A 21,377-nucleotide genomic window follows, 5' to 3' on the forward strand; every position below is an offset into this window, starting at 1 on the left:
TTACAGCCCTCCATTTGCAATGCCGGAACCAGCGTCGGAAGATCGTCAGCCGGCTATGGCACCCGTCTCACCGCCAACTTTTGAAAGGCCACCGAATGCCCCTGGGCCCCAATGACTTCGCCGCCATTCTCCTCACCCTGGAGCTGGCGACCCTGACCACCGTGCTGTTGCTGCTGGTCGGCACGCCCATCGCCAGGTGGCTGGCGCGCACAGACTCGTGGCTGAAGCGGCCGATCGGCGCCATCGTCGCCTTGCCGCTGGTGCTGCCACCAACCGTAATCGGCTTCTACCTGCTGATCAGCATGGGGCCCAACGGTTTCTTCGGCCAGCTGACCCAGGCGCTCGGCCTGGGCACCCTGACCTTCACCTTCGCCGGGCTTTTGATCGGCTCGGTGTTCTATTCCCTGCCGTTCGTGGTGCAGCCGCTGCAGAACGCCTTCGAGGCCATGGGCCGTGCCCCGCTCGAGGCTGCCGCCACGCTGCGCGCCGGGCCCTGGGATACCTTCTTCAGCGTGGTACTGCCGCTGGCCAGACCGGGCTTTCTCACCGCGGCGATTCTCGGCTTCGCCCACACCGTCGGCGAGTTCGGCGTGGTGCTGATGATTGGCGGCAACATCCCCGGCAAGACCCAGGTGGCTTCGGTACAGATCTACAACCATGTGGAAACCATGGAGTACGCCCAGGCCCACTGGCTGGCCGGCGGGATGGTAGCGTTCTCGTTCCTGGTGCTGCTGGCGCTCTACTCCAGCAATCGCCGCGCGCAGAAGGCCTGGACATGAACGACCTGCAGATCCACGCCCGCTTCGCCCTCAGCCATCCTGGCTTCACCCTGGACGTCGACCTGCAACTGCCCGGCCGCGGCGTCAGCGCGCTGTTCGGGCACTCCGGCTCGGGCAAGACCACGGTACTGCGCTGTGTTGCCGGGCTGGAGCGATCTGGCAGCGGTTACTTGAAGGTCAACGGCGAAACCTGGCAGGACAGCGACAAGGGCATCTGGCTGCCGACCCACCAACGCCCGGTTGGCTACGTGTTCCAGGACGCCAACCTGTTTCCCCACCTTTCGGTGCGGCGCAACCTGGAGTTCGGTTTCAGGCGCATCGCCAAAACCGCGCGCCGCGTGCCCTTCGAGCAAGCGGTCGAGCTACTCGGCATCAGCCACTTGCTCGAACGCCTGCCCGATCGCCTCTCCGGCGGTGAGCGCCAGCGCGTCGGCATGGCTCGCGCCCTGCTCACCAGCCCGCGCCTGCTGCTGATGGACGAGCCCCTGGCAGCGCTGGATCTCAAGCGCAAGGGCGAGGTGCTGCCCTATCTGGAGCGTCTGCACGACGAGCTCGACATTCCGATTCTCTACGTCAGCCACGCGCCGGATGAGGTAGCACGCCTCGCCGATCATCTGGTAGTGCTCGACGAAGGCAGCGTCACGGCCAGCGGGCCGCTCAAGGAAACCCTGATCCGCAATGACCTGCCATTCATCTTCGAGGACGAGGCCGAAGCGGTGATCGACGGGCTGGTCGCCCACCATGATGGCCACTATGGGCTGCTCGGCATCGACCTGGCCGGCACTACGGCAAGCCTGCGGCTGGCGCACGCGCCGCTGCCAGCGGGGCGGTCGGTGCGCATCAAGATAAAGGCCCGCGACGTCAGCCTGAGCCTCGAGCAGGCACGCGACAGCAGCGTACTGAATCTGCTCCCGGTGACGGTGCAGCGCTGGTTCGATCTGCCCAACCCGGCGCACCGTCTAGTGGAACTGCAGCTGGGCGAACAGCGCATCATCGCGCGCATCACCCGCTACTCGTTCGATCAGTTGAGCATCCAGGCCGGCCAGGCCTTGTGGGCACAGGTGAAGTCGGTGTCGCTGCTGGCGTCATAGCGCGCGCCAGAGCAACCCGCCGTGGGAGCGGGCGGGGACGCCTGGTCCATGCCCGCGAAGCGATTTCGCGCATGCCGCCCCCACGGAGTCGCTATCATCGCGTACCGGGTGGGTGGAGCGGCGTCAAACCAAGAATTGGCGATAACCGCGAGTTTCAAGCACCGCGTAGCCCAACAGGCATCAACCTCCAAGCCGACGCTCGGCCTGTCGCAACACGTCGCGCAGCGCTGCCAGTTGATTCGCGTCGCCAGCCTCAAGCAACTGCTCGAACGCCTGCTCGATCCGCTTGAGCGGTGGCGTGGCCGGCAGGTTGAGGTGTCGCGCCTCGATCTGCTCGGCTCCGCACACCAGCAGGGCAAAGTGCACCACGTTTTCCAACTCCCGCGTGTTGCCCGGCCAGTCATGCCGTTCCAGCACCTTCTGGGCAGCAAGGCTGATGTTCGGCAACGGCAGGCGCAAACGCTGGGTGTAAATACCCAGGAAATACTCGGCCAGGGGCAACACATCGCCGACCCGCTCACGCAGTGGCGGCAGTTCCAGATGGCCGTCACTGAGGTAATGGGCCAGACGCTCGTCGAACTTGCCGGCCTCGACCGCCCGCCACAGGTCGATGCTGGTCGCCGCGACCAGCCGCACATCCACGGGTGTCGGCGCCGATGCGCCGGCGCGCCAGGCCTCGCCGGTTTCCAGCACGCCCAGCAACTGCGCCTGCAACGCCAGGGGCAGGTCGGCGATCTCGTCCAGATACAGGGTGCCGCCATTGGCCGAGCCCAACCAGCCGGCGCGGCTGCTCGGCGCACCTTGATGAGCACCCGCGGTGTAGCCGAACAACTCGGCCTCGCCATGGTTGGGGCTCAGGCCGCTGCAACTCAGGGCCACGAACAGGCCGGGGCGCTCACTGGAGCGATGAATATGGCGGGCCAACAGCTCCTTGCCCGTACCGGTTTCGCCCTCGATCAGGATCGGCACTGGCAAGCCGGCGAGGCGCTCGACCTCCTCACGCAGCTTCCGGGTACGCGGGTCGATGAATACCAGCGCCTTGGCACGAATGCTCAGCGGGCTCTTGTCGGCGTCGGGAAAAATCAGCAGCGACGGGTCAGCTGCCGTAGACAGGCTCATACATGACTCTCCATGACGGTCAGGCCGCAAAAGGCCAGGCAGCGGCTACCGATCAGGCACGCAGGCGCAACTGCTGTTCGATGCGGCTCTGTAGGCGGAACAGGTAAGCGAAACCCTGATCCCAACGCTGGTGACCGGATTTCACGTTGATGTGCCCGGCACCGCTGAGAATGGCGACTTCACTGCCCCAATCCCGGGCCAGTTCGATGGCACGTGCGGCGCTGGCGGCCGAGTCGTTGTCGGAGCCCACCAACTGGCTGGGAAATGGCAGCGCCTGGCGTGCGATCGGCGCGAAGTTGCGCAGGGCCTCCGGGCAGTTGGGGCGCTCCACGTCGGCCGGCGCCACCAGCAGCGCGCCGCGCACGCGGCGTATGGATTCCGTCGACGCTTGAGCAGCCCAGCGGGCGACGGTGACGCAACCCAGGCTGTGGGCGATCAGGATCGCCGGGCGCGGATCGGCAGCGATCTGCCGTTCCAGCGCAGCGATCCAGTCCTGTTGGCGTGGCGCCAGCCAGTCCAGCTGCTCGACCCGCGCACTATTGGGCAGGCTGCGTTGCCAGTGGCTCTGCCAATGGTCATCACCCGAGCCCTGCCAGCCAGGGACGATCAGGTAGCGAACCGCTTCACTGCGCATAGAGCGCCCTCCGTATCTACATGGCTTGCAGTGTACGAGGGCAAAATCCGATGTAAAAAGAATAAGAACTTATTTGCTTATTCCCTAATACGGTTCGTCGACTGGTAGAAGCAAAACACTCGCATATGCTTAAAAGATATATAAATGTTCTTAAACAGTATTTTTAAGAATATTTCTGTCTGCTTAGTATCCGCTCCACGCCCCGCCACCGACAGCCGTCGCACCACGATTCGAGGGCAAGGAGCCAAAACCATGACCGCCACGCTTCGCAATCTGGAAGGCCAGGATGACGCCACCATCTTGCGCGAGATCCAAAGCGCCCTGAACGGCCTCAAGTTCGGCTCGGTGGAAATCACCGTGCACAACGGCCAGGTGGTGCAGATCGAGCGCAAGGAAAAATTCCGCCTCCAGCAGCCCGGCAGCAAGAACGCCTGAGCGCCTGAGCGCCTTTCGCCAACCCGACCACGGGCAGCCAAACATGAACCGCTACCAGTACTGCCGATGTAACCCGCGAATGCCGGCCTAGAGAGCAGACATCGCCTCGCCAGACACACAACACCGAATTCAGTATTTAGGAGCATCACCATGTCCATCCGCCGTTTCGCACTCGCTGCACTCGCCAGCGCCCTGGTTGCCGGCCCGGTAGCGGCCCAGACCCTGCTCAACGTGTCCTACGACCCGACCCGTGAGCTGTACGTGGAATTCAACAAGGCCTTCAACAAGCACTGGCAGGAACAGGGCAACGAGCCGCTGACCATCCAGCAGTCCCACGGTGGTTCGGGCAAGCAGGCTCGCGCGGTGATCGACGGCCTGCAGGCCGACGTGGTGACCCTGGCGCTGTCCGGTGACATCGACGCGATCAACCTCAACCAGCCGCTGATCGACAAGGACTGGCAGAAGCGCCTGGCCGACAACAGCACGCCGTACACCTCGACCATCGTGTTCCTGGTGCGCAAGGGCAACCCGAAAGGCATCAAGGACTGGGATGACCTGGTCAAGGATGGCGTCGAGATCATCACCCCGAATCCGAAAACCTCCGGTGGTGCCCGCTGGAACTTCCTCGCCGCCTGGGCGTACGCCAAGAAGAAATACGGCAGCGACGAAAAGGCCCTGGAATACGTGACCGAGCTGTACCGCCATGCACCGGTGCTTGACACTGGCGCCCGCGGCGCGACCATCAGCTTCGTACAGCGTGGCCTGGGCGACGTGCTGCTGGCCTGGGAGAACGAGGCCTACCTGTCGCTCGCCGAAGAAGGCGGTGACCAACTGGAGATCGTCACGCCGTCGCTGTCCATCCTCGCCGAGCCACCCGTGGCCGTCGTCGACAAGAACGTCGACCGCAAAGGCACCCGCAAGGCGGCCGAGGCCTACCTGCAATACCTGTACAGCGAAGAAGGCCAGCGCATCGCCGCGAAGAACTTCTACCGCCCGCGTGACGCCAAGGTGGCGGCCGAATTCAAGGATCAGTTCAAGAGCCTGGAGCTGGTCACCATCGATAAGGACTTCGGCGGCTGGGCCAAAGCTCAACCCAAGTACTTCGATGATGGTGGTGTGTTCGATGACATTTTCAAGAAGATCAACCAGTAAGTTCAGCTGATCGATCTGGCCCGCCATTGCGCAACTCAATGGCGGGCTTTGTTGTGGACCTGATCAAAAGGACTCTCCATGTCTCGTCGAACTTCCTCGGTCATACCCGGCTTCGGGCTGACTCTGGGCTTCACGCTTACCTACCTGGCGCTGATCGTGCTGATCCCGTTGGGTGCGATGTTCCTGTTTTCCATGCAGCTGTCCGCCGAACAGTGGTGGAGCCTGCTCAATAACCGCCAGCTGCAGTTCTCTCTGAAGCTGTCGTTCGGCACTGCCCTGGCCGCCGCGCTGCTCAATGGCATTCTCGGCACCATCATCGCCTGGGTGCTGGTGCGCTACACCTTTCCCGGCCGACGCCTGATCGACGCCATGGTCGACATGCCGTTCGCCCTGCCCACTGCCGTGGCCGGCATCGCCCTCACCGCGCTGTACGCGCCAAATGGCCTGATCGGCTCGCTGTTCCCGTTCAAGATCGCCTACACACCGCTGGGTATCACCCTGGCCTTGGTGTTCGTCACCCTGCCGTTCGTGGTGCGCACCCTGCAGCCGGTGCTGGCCGACATCCCCAAGGAAGTCGAGGAAGCCGCTGCGTGTCTGGGCGCCAAGCCGTTGCAGATATTCCGCCATGTGCTGCTGCCCAGCCTGCTGCCGGCCTGGCTGACCGGTTTTGCCCTGGCCTTCGCCCGCGGCGTGGGCGAGTACGGCTCGGTGGTGTTCATCGCTGGCAACATTCCTCTGAAGACCGAGATTCTGCCGCTGCTGATCGTCTCCAAGCTGGACCAGTACGACTACCCGGGCGCCACCGCCATCGGCGTGATCATGCTGGTGGTCTCGTTCATCCTGCTGCTGCTGATCAACATTCTGCAGCGCCGCATCCAGCCGCAACTCTGAGGAGCCCGTCATGAGCCTTGCAACCCTTGGCAAGAACGCGGCGCGCCCAGCGAGCCGCTCCCCCGGCGCCATCGCCCTGATCGTCGTGGCCTGGGCGGTATTCGCGGTGATCCTGCTGCTGCCGCTGTACATCGTGCTGACCCAGGGCCTGAGCCGCGGCCTGGAATTCTTCTGGGAGGCGATCCGCGAGCCGGATGCCATCTCCGCGCTCAAGCTGACCCTGCTGGCCACCGCCATTTCGGTACCGCTGAACCTCGTGTTCGGCGTCGCTGCCGCCTGGGCGGTGACCAAGTTCGAGTTTCGCGGCAAGAGCATCCTGGTCACCCTGATCGACATGCCCTTCTCGGTGTCGCCAGTGGTCGCCGGCCTGATCTACGTGCTGCTGTTCGGTGCGCAGAGCAAGCTCGCACCGTACCTGCAGGACCATAACCTGCAGATCATCTACGCCGTACCGGGCATCGTGCTGGCGACCATCTTCGTGACCTTCCCTTTCGTCGCCCGCGAGCTGATCCCGCTGATGGAAGAACAGGGCACCACCGAAGAGGAAGCCGCGCGCCTGCTTGGCGCCAATGGCTGGCAGATGTTCTGGCATGTCACGCTGCCTAACGTAAAATGGGCGCTGGTTTACGGTGTGGTGCTATGCACCGCCCGGGCGATGGGCGAGTTCGGGGCGGTGTCGGTGGTGTCCGGCCACATCCGCGGCTACACCAACACGCTGCCGCTGCATATCGAGATTCTCTACAACGAATACAACATCGTCGCTGCGTTCAGCGTTGCCATCCTGCTGCTGGTGATGGCCCTGATCGTCCTGCTGCTGCGCCAATGGAGCGAAGCGCGGCTTAGCCGCCAGCTCAAGGCCAACGACGACTGAAACCCTTTTCGCCGGCGCCGCGCCCCTGCGCGAACCGGCCAGACCGACACAGGTGTATCCCATGAGTATCGAAGTCAGCGGCATCAACAAACACTTTGGCCAGTTCAAGGCGCTCAACGACATCAACCTCAACATCCAGAGCGGCGAGCTGGTCGCCCTGCTCGGCCCGTCCGGCTGCGGCAAGACCACCCTGCTGCGCATCATCGCCGGCCTGGAAACCCCTGACAGCGGCAACATCGTGTTCCACGGTGAAGACGTTTCCGAGCATGACGTGCGTGATCGCAAGGTTGGCTTCGTGTTCCAGCACTACGCCTTGTTCCGCCACATGACGGTGTTCGACAACGTCGCCTTCGGCCTGCGCATGAAGCCCAAGGGCGAGCGCCCGAACGAGAGCACCATCAAGAAGAAGGTCCACGATCTGCTCGGCCTGGTGCAGCTCGACTGGCTGGCCGACCGCTACCCGGAGCAGCTCTCCGGTGGTCAGCGCCAGCGTATCGCCCTGGCCCGAGCCCTGGCGGTCGAGCCCAAGGTGCTGCTACTCGACGAACCCTTCGGCGCTCTCGACGCCAAGGTGCGCAAGGAGCTGCGGCGCTGGCTGGCGCGCCTGCACGAAGAGGTGCACCTGACCAGCGTGTTCGTGACCCACGACCAGGAAGAAGCCATGGAAGTGGCCGACCGCATCGTGGTGATGAACAAGGGCGTGGTCGAGCAGATTGGCTCGCCGGCCGAGGTCTACGAAAAGCCGGCCAGCGACTTCGTCTACCACTTCCTCGGTGACGCCAATCGTCTGTACGTCGGTGACGACCACCACGTGCTGTTCCGCCCCCACGAAGTGAGCCTGTCCAGCGAGGCGCTGGAAGGCCATCAGGCCGGCGAAGTACGTGATATTCGCCTGCTCGGCGCCATCACTCGCATCACCCTGAAGGTCGAGGGGCAGGACGAGCTGATCGAAGCAGAAGTAGCCAAGGACCACCTCAGCCTGGACAACCTTGCCCGTGGCACCACCCTGTACTTCAAGCCCAAGGGCGGCAAGCCGGTAAGCATCGCGAGCTAAGCGATCCGTGGGCGCCCCGCACCTGATGCGGGGCGCCCACGGCTGATCGGCGGAAGCCGCAAGTTCGGGCAAATGCAGTATCCTGCGCATCGTTCTAGACGACTGCCAGAACTGCCTTGACCCTAATCGCCTCCAGCAAGAATCTCGTGCTCCGGATCATCGCGCTGATGCAGCGCCATCCGGGCGCGATCGCCATTTTCGGATTTCTTTCCGGTGTCGCCAGCTTCGTGCTGGTCGATCGCCAGGCCGGGCTGGCCAAGGTGCTGGCCCTGGTGCTGCTGGTCAGCTGGCTGTGGCTGATTCTGGAAAACGTGCTGCGCGAACGCATCGCCGCGCGTTTCGGCTTCGAGCTGCCCAGGCCGTTGCTGCGCTATGCCACGCAGATGATTCACCAGGAAAGCCTGTTCTTCGTTCTGCCGTTCTTCTTCATTACCACCACCTGGAACAGCAGCCAGGCGTTGTTCAGCGGCTTGCTCGCCGCCGCCGCACTGGTATCGATCACCGACCCGCTGTACTACAAGTGGCTGGCGCCGCGGCGCTGGATCTTTCTGGCCTACCACACACTGGCCCTGTTCGCGGTGATGCTCACGGCGCTGCCGATCATCTTCAAGCTCAATACCACCCAGAGCTACCAGTATTCGCTGGCCGCAGCGGTGGTGCTGTCGTTTCCCAGCCTGTTCACCATCATCACCGTACGCAAATGGTGGCGTGGCCTGCTGCTGGTCGGCCTGACCCTGGCCATCGGCGCCTTCGGCTGGGTGACCCGCACCTGGGTGCCGCCGGCCACGTTGTGGCTGACCGAGGTGGCGATCACCACCGAATTCGACGACCAGAACCGCTCACCTGGTGAAGGCATCGATCAGTTGACCGTCAGCCAGCTACGCAGCACCGGGCTTTACGCCTATACGGCGATCAATGCGCCGCGCGGGCTGGACGAGCGCATCTATCACGTCTGGAAACACAACGGCCAGGAGCTGGAGCGCATCGCGCTGGACATCCACGGCGGCCGCGAGAAAGGTTACCGCGCCTGGACGCACAAGCAGAACTTCCCACAGGACGTGGAAGGTGACTGGCAGATCCAGGTACTGACCGATGCCGGGCAGTTGATCGGCGTACTGCGCTTCGAGGTCACCCCGGATGCCGGCGCGGCGCAGAGCAGTGAAACGGCTCAGGACGAGCCCTTGCAGGAGCCCGAGCAGCCAGACGCCACGCCGCAAACCGAGCCAGAGCCGTCAGTCGATTCCACACCTGAACCTGCCGAGCCGGCGGATCAGCCGTCAAGCCCGCCGGATGGCGAGCCCGCCGCTCAACCGAAGAACCAGTAGCACACGGCGATCGCGGCAACTACGCCGGAGAACTCGGCCAGCAGCGCACACCCCACCGCATGCCGGGCACGCTGGATCCCCACCGCACCGAAATAAACGGCCAGCACGTAAAAGGTGGTTTCGGTGCTGCCCTGGATAATTGCCGCGGCCAGGGCCGGGAAGCTGTCGACGCCCTGGGTCTGCATGGTTTCGATCAGCATCGCCCGCGCCGCACTGCCGGAGAACGGCTTGACCATCGCCGTTGGCAGCGCATCGACGAAGCGGGTATCCCAGCCGCCCCAGGCGACGATCCAGCGGATGCCGTCCAACGCCAGTTCCAGGGCACCGGATGCACGCAGCACGCCGACCGCGCAGAGCATCGCCACCAGGTAGGGCAGCAGGCTCTTGGCCACGTCGAACCCTTCCTTGGCTCCTTCGATGAATTGCTCGTAGACCTGCACCTTGCGTAACGCACCGATCACCAGGAACGCGATGATGATGCCGAACAGCGTCAGGTTGCCGAGCAGCGAAGAAAGCGCCGCCAGCGCCGTGGCGGACATGCCGGCAAGCATGGCCATGAAACCGCCGAGCAGCAGTGCGCCGGGAATCATGTAGGCCAGTACCACCGGATCCCACAGGCGCAGGCGCTGCATGATGGCCACCGAGAACAGGCCAACCAGGGTCGACACGCTGGTGGCCAGCAGAATAGGCAGGAATACCAGGGTCGGATCGGGCGCCCCCTGCTGGGCGCGGTACATGAAAATGGTGACCGGCAGCAGGGTCAGCGACGAGGCATTGAGCACCAGAAACAGGATCTGCGCGTTGCTCGCCGTGGTGCTGCTGGGGTTGAGCTCCTGTAGCGAGCGCATGGCCTTGAGGCCGATGGGCGTGGCGGCGTTGTCCAGGCCCAGGCCATTGGCCGCGAAGTTCATGGTGATCAGGCCAAGGGCGGGGTGGCCGCGCGGCACCTCCGGCATCAACCGTGCGAACAGCGGTCCGAGCACGCGCGCCAGTGCGTCCACCAGGCCAGCCTTCTCGGCGATGCGCAATAGCCCGAGCCAGAGGGTCAGCGTGCCGAACAGCAGCACCATCACTTCGACGGACAGCTTGGCCATGGCGAACAGGCTTTCCACCATTGCGCCGAATACGGCCGGATCGTCAGCCAACAGCCAACGGCTGAGCCCTGCTACCGCTGCCACTATGAAAAAGCTCAGCCACAAGCCATTGAGCATAAGTCACCCCCTAGAACATGGGGCGATGATAACGCGGGGAAAGGGGGAAAGAGTAAGGGTTGGAGGAGGCGGAAAGCACGATTTGGTAAATGCCAGACGGAGCAACGGCGCCAATAGGCGCCGTCAGTAGCATCAGTACCAGTTGGGGTCTTTCTTCAACTGTTCCTGCAGCAGCTGCTTGACTCCATCGTCCGGCTCACCGAGCCAACGCAGATCAGCGTGCTTGCTGGGTGCCTTGTCCTGCGGCAAGCCGTCGGGCACCTGAACCCACAACGCGTAGGCATCATCCTTGTCTGGCGTGAAGGCGACATAAAGGCGCTGATTGAAACAATTGGAGGTTTCGCACAACTGCCCGACCAGATACTGGTCGCCGTCCTCTTCCAGCGTTTTCATCGGAGTGGCGACGCCGCTGAGGTTGATCACCCATTCGGGTAGTCGTTCCTCGTCCTGGATCAGATCCTGCCAAGCTTCACGATAGTCCGGGTTGCTCCCGAGCAGTTCGTTCAAGCGGAACTCGCCATCCGTGTTGGCGGCCAAGGCCGCCGCGCTGCCACCCAGCATCAGGGCAGCAGCGAGCGTCTTGAATCGATTCATCGTCATGCCTCGCCTAGCCCCGTGGGCGACGACCCATGATGAACGAAACGATGAACATGACCAGGAACACCACGAAAAGGATTTTCGCGATACCTGTGGCAGTGCCTGCGATACCACCGAAACCCAGTACAGCGGCAACAATGGCGATGATCAGAAAGGTAATGGCCCAACTCAGCATGGCGTTTCTCCTTGGTTTTTTGAGGTCTTGCGGGTGTAACACTAAAAATTTGGTCAGAAGGTCTCAGAACACCCAGCGGGTCTGCTTGGCAGGTGCTTCGACGGAGTCGGCGCGGACCCAGTCGCTATCGCTGTGCGTCTGGGGTGCGCTGATGGTCTGAAAAGTGGCCGGTACGGCCTGAATGGCTGCGGCGCGTGCCTCGGCAGGCGCTTGCATGGATACCGGCACCACCGCCTGGCCCGATACCTGCGGCGCCACGACCCGCTGCACGGGGGCTTTGGTCGCCACGCTCACCAGCAGGACCATCACAGCGGCGACGGCCAGAATCAGGATCTCGGTATGGGCGCGGTGAAGGTTCATGCTGGGCTCCTCAAGATCGTCGTCGAACGGCTTGGCGTTCAGTTCATGAGGAGATAATTGCAGCCTGCGTGCCAGCTTTTTGAAAAAATAAAATCCTTATAAATCAACAAGTTAAATTATGTAAAACAAATGCCATCATTGGCATCCTGCACGATGGCCGTCTGCGGCTCGGGCGTTCTGCACGACGCCGCAGACGCCGCGATCAGCCGTTCTTGAGCTCGCGCATGCGCTGGTGACAGGCGCGTACCTTGGGCATTTCCACGGCGAGCAGCGCGCGGACGTCGGGCTGAGCGGATTCCATAGCATCTTCGAAAGCCTCGAGAATGCGGTCTTCGGCCTCTTCGAGCTGCGCAACGTAGGTCGCCTCTTCGTCACTCGACAGCGTGGCGCGGGCGTCGGCATAGGCTTGGCGCAACTTGCCGACCAGGGTTCCGCTGCTGGTGGGCTCCTCGTGATTGGCGGCGACCTTGACGGCAAGCGCCTGGATCACCTGATGCTTGGCCTGCGCCATTTCGCGGAACAGGGCCTGCAGGCGCACATCCTCGATTTCGTCGTGGGCATGCTCATAGAAGCGCTGGCCATCACGGATGATGGCGATCAGTTCGTTCAGTTGCTCGGTCTTGTAGCTCATGGTGGCTCTCCTGAAGAGGTTGGCGGCGCCGGCGATGCTGCAAAAAGTCGGCAGGCCGGGCGGCCTGCCTTGCTGTAGCGGCGTTAGCTGGCGATACGCAGGGCGTCGGCATCGACGCCTCGCACGCCACGAATGTTGCGGGCGGTCTCCACGGCCAGGCGCTTTTCGGCATTGCTGAGCACCGTGCCGCTGAGGCTGACGAAGCCCTCGCGGGTATCGACCTTGATGTTCAAGGCGTCGAGGTTGCGGCTATAGAGGAAGCTGGCCCTCACCTTGTTGGTGATCCAGCTGTCGCTGATCGAGGCCGCTGCATCGTTGGCGGCGTTCTGCGCTTCGGCGGTGGCGCTGTCGGCAGTGTTGATGCTCAGGTGGTTGTGCACCTCGCGTACGCCGTCGGTATTGGTCACCAGATCACCGGCCAGTTCCTTGGCAGCCGGCGTTCCGGCATTGCCGCTGAGGCTTACCACGCCATTCTCGGCACGCACCTGGATATCGAGCCCTTCGGTATTGCTGTTCCACAGCAGCTTGGATTTCACCGTGGCAGCCAGCGTCGCGTCGTCGAAACGTTGGGCCAGGGTCTTGTCGGTGACGAGCCTGGCCTGCTCCTCGATGACCGGCGGGGCCAGGTCGGGATCGATCTGCAGCTTATTGTCGACTTCACGGACGCCTTCGATGCTGCCCGCCAGCTCACTGGCCAGTTCATGTTCGGCAGTGTTCTCGACCGCACCACTCAAGGTGGCGACGCCATCCTCCACGGATACCTGGATATCGAACGGATCCAGATGCCGATTGAGCGCGAATGCAGTGTCGATGGCCCCCTGCTGGCGGGCATCGCTCAATTGCCGTGACAGATCGCCTTCGGCTGCCTGCACCAGCGGAGCCAGGGTGATCAGACCGGCAATGGCCATGGCCAACGTGGATTGTCTCAACAGCATGTAACGCCTCCTTCTTTGCCAAAAAAGCCGCTCGAAAGCGGACCGGTTAAGGTCGCAAGTGATATGCCAGCCACCTGTAAAAATAAAAACCAACTAAAATCAGCTGGTTAAATCCAACGCCTGGCTAATGACCGCTTGCACGATGCAAGATCGCGCCATACTAGCCGTGCAACTTGCACGAAGATTTCCAGATAATCTCTGCCATTCACCCCATGGAGCACGTAAATGGAAGCAACAGGTCAGAGCGGGCGCATCCTATTGGTCGACGACGAAGCGGCTATCCTGCGTACCTTCCGCTATTGCCTGGAGGACGAGGGCTACCAGGTCACGACCGCCAACAGCGCTGCGCAAACCGAATCGCTGCTGCAGCGCCAGGTATTCGACATGTGCTTTCTCGATTTGCGCCTGGGGGATGAAAATGGCCTGGACGTGCTTGCCCAGATGCGTGTCCAGGCACCGTGGATGCGCGTGGTGATCGTCACCGCACACTCGGCCATCGACAGCGCGGTCGATGCCATGCAGGCCGGCGCCGCCGATTATCTGGTCAAGCCGTGCAGCCCCGATCAGCTGCGCCTGGCCGCTGCCAAGCAGCTCGAAGTGCGCCAGCTCTCCGCGCGCCTCGAGGCCCTGGAAGGTGAAGTGCGCAAGCCCAGCGACGGCATCGACTCGCACAGCCCGGCGATGATGGCGATTCTGGAAACCGCGCGGCAGGTGGCCACTACCGACGCCAACATCCTCATCCTGGGCGAATCGGGTACCGGCAAGGGCGAACTGGCGCGCGCCATTCACGGCTGGAGCCGACGCGCGAAGAAATCCTGTGTAACCATCAACTGCCCCTCGCTGACTGCCGAGCTGATGGAAAGCGAATTGTTCGGCCACAGCCGCGGCGCGTTCACCGGCGCCAGCGAAAGCACCCTGGGCCGGGTCAACCAGGCGGATGGCGGTACCCTGTTCCTCGACGAGATCGGCGACTTCCCGCTGACCCTGCAGCCCAAGCTGCTGCGTTTCATCCAGGACAAGGAATACGAGCGCGTCGGTGACCCGGTGACCCGCCATGCCGACGTGCGCATCCTCGCCGCGACCAACCGCGACCTCAACGAGATGGTCAGGGAGGGTCACTTCCGCGAAGACCTCCTGTACCGCCTCAACGTCATCACCCTGACCTTGCCGCCGCTGCGCGAACGGGCCGACGACATACTCACCCTGGCCAACCGTTTCCTGGCCCGCTTCGTCAAGGACTACGCCCGCCCGGCCCGCGGCTTCAACGAAGATGCCACCAAGGCGCTGCTCGCCTACCAGTGGCCCGGCAACATCCGCGAACTGCGCAACGTCATCGAGCGCGCCAGCATCATCTGCCCAGGCGAATGGGTGGATGTCGCTCACTTGGGCATGAGCGCGCCGGCAACCAACAGCGCGCCGCGGGTCGGCGCCGACCTGAGCCTCGAGGAACTGGAAAAGGCGCATATCGCCGCTGTGCTGGCCAACAGCGACACCCTTGACCAGGCGGCCAAGACCCTGGGCATCGACGCCTCGACCCTGTATCGCAAACGCAAGCAGCTCGGCCTATGAAGCTGCGCAGCAAGCTGTTTCTCAGCACCAGTGCGCTGCTTACCGTTGCCTTGCTGGGGCTGAGCCTGGGGATATTCAGCGTGCTGCAACTGACCCAGTCGCAAAGCCGTTCGCTGGCGCACAACCTGGAAGTCATCAGCACCAGCCTCGACCTGCGCCAGGAACTGGGCAGGCAACTGTTCATGATGCTCAGCGAGGATTTCAACGAGCGCACCGTGCAGACCCTGCAGGACTCCGACCGGCGCGTTCGCGGCTGGCTCGACGACAGCCTGAACGGCACCGTGAACGAGGGTGACCGCCAGGCGATCCTGGAAATCCAGACGGCCTATCAGAAATTCAGCACCCTGCTCGAAGACCCCATGACGGTTCGCCACGAGCTGCTGACCAACGACGATTTCGCCAAGACCATCGAGACCGTTCGCGACCGCCTCAACGCCTTGCAGATTCGCTACGTATCCGCCGTCAAGGACGCGGAGGCGCAATCCCAGGAGCGTGCCTGGCTGATCGCCGGGCTATTGGGCTTGGTCGGCCTCGCGGTGCTGGTGATCGGTTTCATCACCGCCCACACCATCGCCCGCCGCGTTGGCCAGCCGATCGACGCCTTGGCCCGGGCCGCCGACCAGATCGGCCGCGGCGATTTCCAGGTCACGCTGCCGATCACGCCGGTTGCCGAGCTGTCGGCGCTGAGCCGCCGCTTCGGCCTGATGGCCGAGAGCCTGCGCCAGCTCAAGAGTAGCAACGTCGAAGCGCTGATGTCCGAGCAACGGCGCCTGCAGGCGGTACTCGACAGCATCGACGATGGCCTGCTGATCTTCGGCCGCGACGGCCTGCTGGAACACTTCAATCCGGTCGCTCAGCGCCAACTGGGCTGGGACGATCAGCCGCTCGGCCAGCGGCCCAGCCAGGCACTGGGCCGCCCCGAGCTGGACGAGCAGTTACAGCACGTTCTGCAGGGCCACAACCTGGAGCAGCGCCTGGCGGACCTGCAGGTCGAGGCCAACGGCGAGACGCGCCTGCTCAACTACAGCCTGACACCGGTAAGCCACAGCCAGGGGCACATTCTCGGCGCGGTGATGGTGCTGCATGACGTGACCGAGCAGCGCGCCTTCGAACGGGCGCGCAACGAGTTCGTGCTGCGCGCCTCCCATGAACTGCGCACGCCGGTGACCGGCATGCACATGGCCTTCGGTTTATTGCGCGAACGCAGCAAGTTCGCCGAAGAATCCCGCGAAGCCGATCTGGTACGCATCGTCGATGAAGAGATGGAGCGGCTGGTGCACCTGATCGAGGATCTGCTGAACTTCTCGCGCTATCAGAGCGGCGTGCAGAAACTCGAGTTGGCGCCCTGCGACATCCCGGAGCTGCTCGAAAACGCAGCCAAGCGTCATGTCGGCAAGGCCCAGGCCAGCAAGATTCACATGGAGTTGGAAGTGGCCGACGGCCTGCCACGCACCCATCTGGATCGGGCCCAGATCGAGCGCGTGCTCGATCACCTGATCGACAATGCCCTGCGCCACAGCCCGCAAGGCGGTACGGTGCGGCTATCCGCCCAGCGCCAGGACGAACGCCTGCTGATCAGCGTCGAGGACGAAGGCGAAGGCATCGCCTACGGCCAGCAAGCCCGTCTGTTCGAGCCGTTCGTGCAGATCGGCCACAAGAAAGGCGGTGCCGGCCTTGGCCTGGCGCTGTGCAAGGAGATCGCCCAGTTGCACGGCGGGCGCATCGGTGCTGAATCCCAGCCAGGCCAGGGCGCGCGCTTCCACCTCGCCCTGCCGCTGTAACCGCTGCCCGATCCTGCCGGGCAGCGGCTCAGCCCTTGGCCAGGCGGTTGACTTCCAGCAGCAGGGCCGCGGTTTCCGCGTCCGGCTGCCCATCGTAGAGCGCCTGCCGGTACTTCATCTGGAAGGCACGAATCACGTTGCGCGTGGCTTCGTCGAGCACGCCCGTGTTCGGCACCGTATAGCCCTGCTCCGCCAGTTGCTCCTGGAACCAGGCAACGCTCGGCAGACTGGCGCTGAACACCGCCTGCTGGCGAGCGACCACCTCGGCATTCGGCCAAGGCATCAGCCCCGCGTCGGCCAGTTGCTTCCAGGGAAACAGCGGACCTGGATCGACCTTGCGCTGCGGGGCGATGTCGCTATGCCCGATGATGCTGCCTGGCGGCAGATGGTGGCGCTGCATGATGTCCTTGAGCAGCACGATCAGCGTATCGATTTGCGCCTGGGCGTAAGGCTGCCAGTAGCGGCCCTTGGGTGTGTCGAAATAACCCTGGTTGATCAGTTCGATACCGATGGTCGTACCATTGAGCCAGGTGCGCCCTTGCCATTCGCTGACCCCGGCGTGCCAGGCGCGGCGGTTTTCGTCCACCAGTTGGTAAACGGTCGGCGGCACTGCGTTGATCAGATAATGGGCGCTGACTTCTTCCTTGGTCAGCAACTCCAGCGAGCGCGGCAGATCGGCCGAGGTGTAATGCAGCACGATGTACTGCACACGGCTGCTTTGCCCGCTGGCCGTGTAGCTGTGGTCGATGCGTGGGCCACTGCTGCAGCCGGCGAGCAGGATGGCGAACAAGGCAAGGCTGAGAACTTTCATGGCTGGATATGCAATACGCTCTGAATGTTGTCCAGCAGCATGTCGACGCTGAGCATGATCAACAACATGCCCATCAATCGCTCCACTGCGGTCAGCCCGCGAGGGCCGAGGAACCGCTGCAGCAAAGACGCCTGCAGCAGGATGAATGCGGTCGCGGCCCAGGCCATGATCAATGCCAGGTAGAGTTCCCAGAGCGCGCCTTCGTGGGTGTTGCGCAAGGTCATCAGTACCGCCAGCGCCGATGGCCCGGCCACCGCCGGTGTGGCCAGCGGCACCAGCATCGGCTCGCCGTCCGGCACGTCACCCAATACGCCCTGGGGGCTGGGAAAGATCAAGCGCATGGCGATAACGAACAGGATGATACCGCCGGCGATGGCCGTTGCCTCCCGCGACAGGCCCAGCGCGCTGAGCACTTTGTCACCAAAGGTAAGGAACAGCAGCAGCAGCGCCAGGGCGAACAGCAGTTCGCGCGCGGCCACCCACAGGCGTCGCTCGGGCGCGACGTTCTTCAAGGCGGCGATGAAGATGGCGATATTGCCGAACGGGTCGGTGACCAGAAACAGCAACACGGCGATGCTGAAGATATCCATTGTGCAAGGGCTCCTGAAAACAGCCGCGCAGTTTAGAGCTTACGGGCCGTCACGTCAGTGCCACGACCTTTAATCGCCGCCGGACGGCGCTGAACTTGTCATATCTCTACACGATCCAAATGCGGTCACTATGAGGGAATATGTCATGCGTGCGCTGCTCTGGTTCAAACAGGATCTTCGTCTCGATGATCACCCTGCCCTGCAGGCCGCACTCGCGTCCAATTGCCTGCTGCCACTTTACGTGCTCGACCCGGCGCTGCTGCAGTTCGACGAATTCGGCAGTCGGCGCATCGGCGTGCATCGCGCGCGCTTCCTGCTGGAAAGCCTGACCGCCCTGGACAGTGCACTGCGCCAGCGCGGCTCCAAGCTGCTGGTAGTGACCGGCAAGCCGGAAGAAGTGATCGCTCAATTGGTCGGCCAGTTCGACATGCGCCAGGTGCTGACCCTCGACGAAATCGCCCCTCAGGAACGCGCCGTGCTCGCCCGCGTGCGTGAAAGCCTGGGCACGGTGCCGTTGCGCACCGCCCAGGGCAATGGCCTGTTCAGCGAAGCGGAATTGCCGTGCACGCTCGATCAACTGCCCCAGGTCTACAGCCAGTTCCGTGCGCTGATCGACGCCCGCCAATACGTGTTCCAGCCACAGTCGGCTCCCGACCAGCTGCCGCCGTTACCGGAAGGCCTGGATGCGCAGGCATACGCGCTGCCGACCCAGTCGCAGATGGGCCTGGGCGATGCCCTGAGCCTGACGCCGAGCGCTTTCCCCTTCTCGGGTGGCGAAACCGCCGCTTTGGCGCGCCTGCGCGATTACCTGTGGGACAGCCAGAACGTGCGGACCTACAAGGAAACCCGCAACGGCATGATCGGCAGCGAGTACTCGTCCAAGTTCTCGCCATGGCTGGCCAACGGTTCGCTGTCGCCACGCCGCACCGCCGCCGAACTACGCCGCCATGAGTCGCTTTACGGCACCAACGAATCCACCTACTGGCTATGGCTGGAGCTGCTGTGGCGCGAATTCTTCCGCTGCACGCTGCAACGCTATGGCCAGGCGCTGTTCGAAGCTGGGGGCCTGAAGGCCACCGAGCGGGCACCGCAGCAGATCGACGAGCGCTTCGAGCAGTGGACTCAGGGCCGCACAGGCATGCCGCTGGTGGATGCCAACATGCGCGAGCTGATCGCCACCGGCTACATGTCCAACCGCGGTCGTCAGGTGGTCGCCAGTTATCTGGTCAGCGACCTGCAGCAGGACTGGCGCCACGGCGCGGCCTGGTTCGAGGAGCATCTGATCGACTATGACCCATCGAGCAACTGGGGCAACTGGGCCTACCTGGCCGGAGTCGGCAGCGATCCTCGGCTCAAGCGCACCTTCAACGCGCTCAAGCAGGCCCGTGAATACGATCCCAAGGGGGAATACGTAAGCTTGTGGATACCGGAGCTGCGTGCCTTGCCAGAGCATCTGCGGCATACGCCATTCCTGTTGCAGGCACAGCAGCTCGACGCCATCAATTACCCACGGCTGGAGCGGATTCCGGATTCCTGGCAGCGCCACCTCACCGCGGTAGCATAGGGGAGGACGAGCACGCAGCATGCGTGCTCGGTTGCGAACCGATCAGGCGCCCGGGGAGAAATGCTTCTGGGCGGTGCCGCGGGCGATCAGACGGGACAGATAGTCCAGCTTCTGCGGGTCGCGATCGACGAAGCGAAACACCACCTGCAGCCATTCGCTGTCCGGCTTCGGCTCGAACGCCGCGATGCTGTGCAGGTACCCATTGAGGCGAGCCACTTCCGAGGCTTCACCCTGCTCGAGGTCGAGCACCGCGCTTTCCAGCACCTGGGGCAGCAGCTCGCCGCGTTTGACCACCAGCAACGCTTCCTTGAGGCTCAAGGCCTTGACCACGCAGGCCATCATGCCGCCCGGCAAGCGCAGCTGGCCCTGGCTACGGCCCACCGGTGCCGCCGCGGCGGCCTTGGCAGGCGCAACGGCCGGGGCGGGTGCAGCGGTCGGCTGCGCAGGCGCGGTTGGGCGCACCACTTCGCTCTTGCCTCCGGTCAGGGCGGCCAGCGAATCATTGGCGAAGGCACCAGTGCTGAGCATTTTCGGCGGAGCGGCCGACATCAGCGCAGCCAACTTGCCGGCGCGCTGCAGGGCCTTCTTGACCTTGGTGATCAGTTGCTCGTTGGAGAACGGCTTGCCGATGAAGTCCGAGACGCCGGCCTGGATGGCCTGCACGACGTTTTCCTTGTCGCCACGGCTGGTGACCATGATGAACGGCACGCCCTTCAGCGCTTCCTGCTCACGGCACCATTGCAGCAGCTCGAGGCCGGACATTTCCGGCATCTCCCAATCACAGAGAATCAGGTCGATCGGATTTCGGCCGAGAATCTGCTGGGCCTTGCGCCCGTTGACCGCTTCCTCGATCTGGATACCAGGAAGGTGGTCACGCAGCCCCTTCTTCACCAGATCGCGGATAAAGGTGGCGTCGTCCACCACCAGCACACTGACTTTGCTCATCGACCACTCCCTCGAATGGCCATTAGCATAGACGTGTGCACTGGCTCATTGCCAACACTAAAGCATAACCCTGCGGGACTGAGCACAGCGTGCCGCAGGGCCGGGCGTCACTGCTTGGCGCCGCCCTGCACTTCTTCCTGCATGCGGGTCAGGCCAATGTGTTTGACGTCGGTGCCGCGCACCAGGTAGATCACAAGCTCGGCGATGTTGCGCGCGTGGTCGCCGATGCGCTCCAGCGAGCGCAACGCCCAGATCACGTTGAGCACGCGGGAGATCGAGCGCGGGTCTTCCATCATGAAGGTGACCAGTTCACGCAGGGCGGTCTTGTACTCGCGGTCGACGGTCTTGTCGTACTGGGCGACCGACAGCGCCAGGTCGGCGTCGAAACGGGCAAAGGCATCCAGCGCTTCCTGCACCATCTTGCGCACCTGATCGCCGATATGACGAACCTCGACGTAACCGCGCGGCGACTCACCCTCTTCGGTCAGCAGGATCGCGCGCTTGGCGATCTTGGTGGCTTCGTCGCCGATACGTTCGAGATCGATCACGGACTTGGAGATACTGATGATCAGGCGCAGGTCCGAAGCGGCCGGCTGACGTCGGGCGAGAATGCGCACGCACTCCTCGTCGATGTTGCGTTCCATCTGATTGATCTGATCATCGATCTCGCGCACCTGCTGGGCCAGACCGGAGTCGGCCTCGATCAGCGACGTGACCGCGTCATTGACCTGTTTCTCGACCAGGCCGCCCATGGCCAGCAGGTGGCTGCGCACCTCCTCCAGCTCGGCGTTGAACTGCTGGGAAATGTGGTGGGTCAGGCTGTCTTTGTTGATCATCTGTGTCGCTCCGCGGGCTCA

Annotated in this window: 23 protein-coding genes; 11 read left to right on the forward strand and 12 right to left on the reverse strand. The window is 63.4% G+C overall.

Annotated features, from left to right (window positions below):
- Positions 1 to 95 precede the first annotated feature (95 nt).
- Positions 96 to 779: a molybdate ABC transporter permease subunit gene (gene modB / locus BVH01_RS07540; RefSeq protein ID WP_075929759.1), complete on the forward strand. Its 684-nt coding sequence runs from the start codon at positions 96 to 98 to the stop codon at positions 777 to 779.
- Positions 776 to 1,870, forward strand: a complete 1,095-nt coding sequence (gene modC / locus BVH01_RS07545; RefSeq protein ID WP_075929760.1) for a molybdenum ABC transporter ATP-binding protein — start codon at positions 776 to 778, stop codon at positions 1,868 to 1,870. The genes modB and modC overlap by 4 nt, the downstream gene beginning before the upstream one ends.
- 180 nt (positions 1,871 to 2,050) lie before the next feature.
- On the opposite strand, the gene BVH01_RS07550 is transcribed toward modC, so the two are convergent.
- A complete protein-coding gene (locus tag BVH01_RS07550) occupies positions 2,051 to 2,989 on the reverse strand; it encodes a sigma-54 dependent transcriptional regulator (RefSeq protein ID WP_075929761.1) in 939 nt (312 codons plus the stop codon).
- Positions 2,990 to 3,041: 52 nt separating this feature from the next.
- Positions 3,042 to 3,623: an alpha/beta hydrolase gene (locus tag BVH01_RS07555; RefSeq protein ID WP_075929762.1), complete on the reverse strand. Its 582-nt coding sequence runs from the start codon at positions 3,621 to 3,623 to the stop codon at positions 3,042 to 3,044.
- Positions 3,624 to 3,875: 252 nt separating this feature from the next.
- Here BVH01_RS07555 and oscA point away from each other — a divergent pair, with 252 nt between their 5' ends.
- From oscA to BVH01_RS07585, 6 genes are all read left to right on the forward strand, one after another.
- Positions 3,876 to 4,058, forward strand: coding sequence for a sulfur starvation response protein OscA (gene oscA / locus BVH01_RS07560; RefSeq protein WP_013793331.1), 183 nt, complete (start codon positions 3,876 to 3,878; stop codon positions 4,056 to 4,058).
- A 150-nt stretch (positions 4,059 to 4,208) separates the two neighbouring features.
- Positions 4,209 to 5,210 (forward strand): sulfate ABC transporter substrate-binding protein, encoded by a 1,002-nt coding sequence (locus tag BVH01_RS07565; RefSeq protein ID WP_075929763.1) that lies wholly within the window; start codon positions 4,209 to 4,211, stop codon positions 5,208 to 5,210.
- Positions 5,211 to 5,288: 78 nt separating this feature from the next.
- Positions 5,289 to 6,101 (forward strand): sulfate ABC transporter permease subunit CysT, encoded by an 813-nt coding sequence (cysT, locus tag BVH01_RS07570; protein ID WP_075929764.1) that lies wholly within the window; start codon positions 5,289 to 5,291, stop codon positions 6,099 to 6,101.
- A 10-nt stretch (positions 6,102 to 6,111) separates the two neighbouring features.
- Positions 6,112 to 6,972, forward strand: coding sequence for a sulfate ABC transporter permease subunit CysW (gene cysW, locus BVH01_RS07575; RefSeq protein ID WP_075929765.1), 861 nt, complete (start codon positions 6,112 to 6,114; stop codon positions 6,970 to 6,972).
- A 61-nt stretch (positions 6,973 to 7,033) separates the two neighbouring features.
- A complete protein-coding gene (locus BVH01_RS07580; protein ID WP_075929766.1) occupies positions 7,034 to 8,026 on the forward strand; it encodes a sulfate/molybdate ABC transporter ATP-binding protein in 993 nt (330 codons plus the stop codon).
- Between the two features lie 125 nt (positions 8,027 to 8,151).
- Complete coding sequence (locus tag BVH01_RS07585) at positions 8,152 to 9,351, forward strand: DUF5924 family protein (protein ID WP_256562763.1); 1,200 nt, start codon at positions 8,152 to 8,154, stop codon at positions 9,349 to 9,351.
- Here BVH01_RS07585 and BVH01_RS07590 read toward each other — a convergent pair.
- The 6 genes from BVH01_RS07590 to BVH01_RS07615 form a co-directional block, all read right to left on the reverse strand.
- Positions 9,333 to 10,562 (reverse strand): nucleoside recognition domain-containing protein, encoded by a 1,230-nt coding sequence (locus BVH01_RS07590; protein WP_075929767.1) that lies wholly within the window; start codon positions 10,560 to 10,562, stop codon positions 9,333 to 9,335. The two genes, BVH01_RS07585 and BVH01_RS07590, sit on opposite strands and share 19 nt — an antisense overlap.
- Before the next feature lie 132 nt (positions 10,563 to 10,694).
- Positions 10,695 to 11,162, reverse strand: a complete 468-nt coding sequence (locus tag BVH01_RS07595) for an inhibitor of vertebrate lysozyme family protein (RefSeq protein ID WP_075929768.1) — start codon at positions 11,160 to 11,162, stop codon at positions 10,695 to 10,697.
- Positions 11,163 to 11,169: 7 nt separating this feature from the next.
- Positions 11,170 to 11,334, reverse strand: a complete 165-nt coding sequence (locus tag BVH01_RS07600) for a DUF1328 domain-containing protein (RefSeq protein WP_013789335.1) — start codon at positions 11,332 to 11,334, stop codon at positions 11,170 to 11,172.
- Between the two features lie 63 nt (positions 11,335 to 11,397).
- On the reverse strand, positions 11,398 to 11,694 hold the full coding sequence (locus BVH01_RS07605) for a hypothetical protein (protein WP_075929769.1): 297 nt from the start codon (positions 11,692 to 11,694) through the stop codon (positions 11,398 to 11,400).
- A gap of 202 nt (positions 11,695 to 11,896) precedes the next feature.
- Entirely contained in the window at positions 11,897 to 12,325 is a 429-nt protein-coding gene (locus BVH01_RS07610) for a PA2169 family four-helix-bundle protein (protein ID WP_075929770.1), read from the reverse strand.
- 83 nt (positions 12,326 to 12,408) lie between these two features.
- Positions 12,409 to 13,260 carry a BON domain-containing protein gene (locus BVH01_RS07615; protein ID WP_075929771.1) on the reverse strand — a complete coding sequence of 284 codons (852 nt, stop codon included), beginning with the start codon at positions 13,258 to 13,260 and terminating at the stop codon, positions 12,409 to 12,411.
- A 225-nt stretch (positions 13,261 to 13,485) separates the two neighbouring features.
- On the opposite strand from BVH01_RS07615, the gene algB reads away from it, so the two are divergent.
- Positions 13,486 to 14,829, forward strand: coding sequence for a sigma-54-dependent response regulator transcription factor AlgB (gene algB / locus BVH01_RS07620; protein ID WP_075929772.1), 1,344 nt, complete (start codon positions 13,486 to 13,488; stop codon positions 14,827 to 14,829).
- A complete protein-coding gene (locus tag BVH01_RS07625; RefSeq protein ID WP_075929773.1) occupies positions 14,826 to 16,610 on the forward strand; it encodes a KinB sensor domain-containing domain in 1,785 nt (594 codons plus the stop codon). Before algB ends, BVH01_RS07625 begins: the two co-directional genes overlap by 4 nt.
- 28 nt (positions 16,611 to 16,638) lie before the next feature.
- Here the strand turns inward: BVH01_RS07625 and BVH01_RS07630 are convergent, their stop codons facing one another.
- Both BVH01_RS07630 and BVH01_RS07635 read right to left on the reverse strand, forming a co-directional pair.
- Positions 16,639 to 17,421 carry an N-acetylmuramoyl-L-alanine amidase gene (locus tag BVH01_RS07630; protein ID WP_075929774.1) on the reverse strand — a complete coding sequence of 261 codons (783 nt, stop codon included), beginning with the start codon at positions 17,419 to 17,421 and terminating at the stop codon, positions 16,639 to 16,641.
- The gene (locus BVH01_RS07635; protein WP_075929775.1) at positions 17,418 to 18,011 is read right to left on the reverse strand and encodes a MarC family protein; all 594 of its coding nucleotides are present in this window, start codon (positions 18,009 to 18,011) and stop codon (positions 17,418 to 17,420) included. The genes BVH01_RS07630 and BVH01_RS07635 overlap by 4 nt, the downstream gene beginning before the upstream one ends.
- Positions 18,012 to 18,156: 145 nt before the next feature.
- Here BVH01_RS07635 and BVH01_RS07640 point away from each other — a divergent pair, with 145 nt between their 5' ends.
- A complete protein-coding gene (locus BVH01_RS07640; RefSeq protein WP_075929776.1) occupies positions 18,157 to 19,575 on the forward strand; it encodes a DASH family cryptochrome in 1,419 nt (472 codons plus the stop codon).
- Positions 19,576 to 19,617: 42 nt separating this feature from the next.
- On the opposite strand, the gene BVH01_RS07645 is transcribed toward BVH01_RS07640, so the two are convergent.
- Positions 19,618 to 20,520 (reverse strand): response regulator, encoded by a 903-nt coding sequence (locus BVH01_RS07645; RefSeq protein WP_075929777.1) that lies wholly within the window; start codon positions 20,518 to 20,520, stop codon positions 19,618 to 19,620.
- 107 nt (positions 20,521 to 20,627) lie between these two features.
- Positions 20,628 to 21,356, reverse strand: a complete 729-nt coding sequence (gene phoU / locus BVH01_RS07650; protein ID WP_075929778.1) for a phosphate signaling complex protein PhoU — start codon at positions 21,354 to 21,356, stop codon at positions 20,628 to 20,630.
- Positions 21,357 to 21,377 lie beyond the last annotated feature (21 nt).

This window comes from Pseudomonas sp. PA1(2017), from assembly GCF_001945375.1.
Classification (GTDB): domain Bacteria; phylum Pseudomonadota; class Gammaproteobacteria; order Pseudomonadales; family Pseudomonadaceae; genus Aquipseudomonas.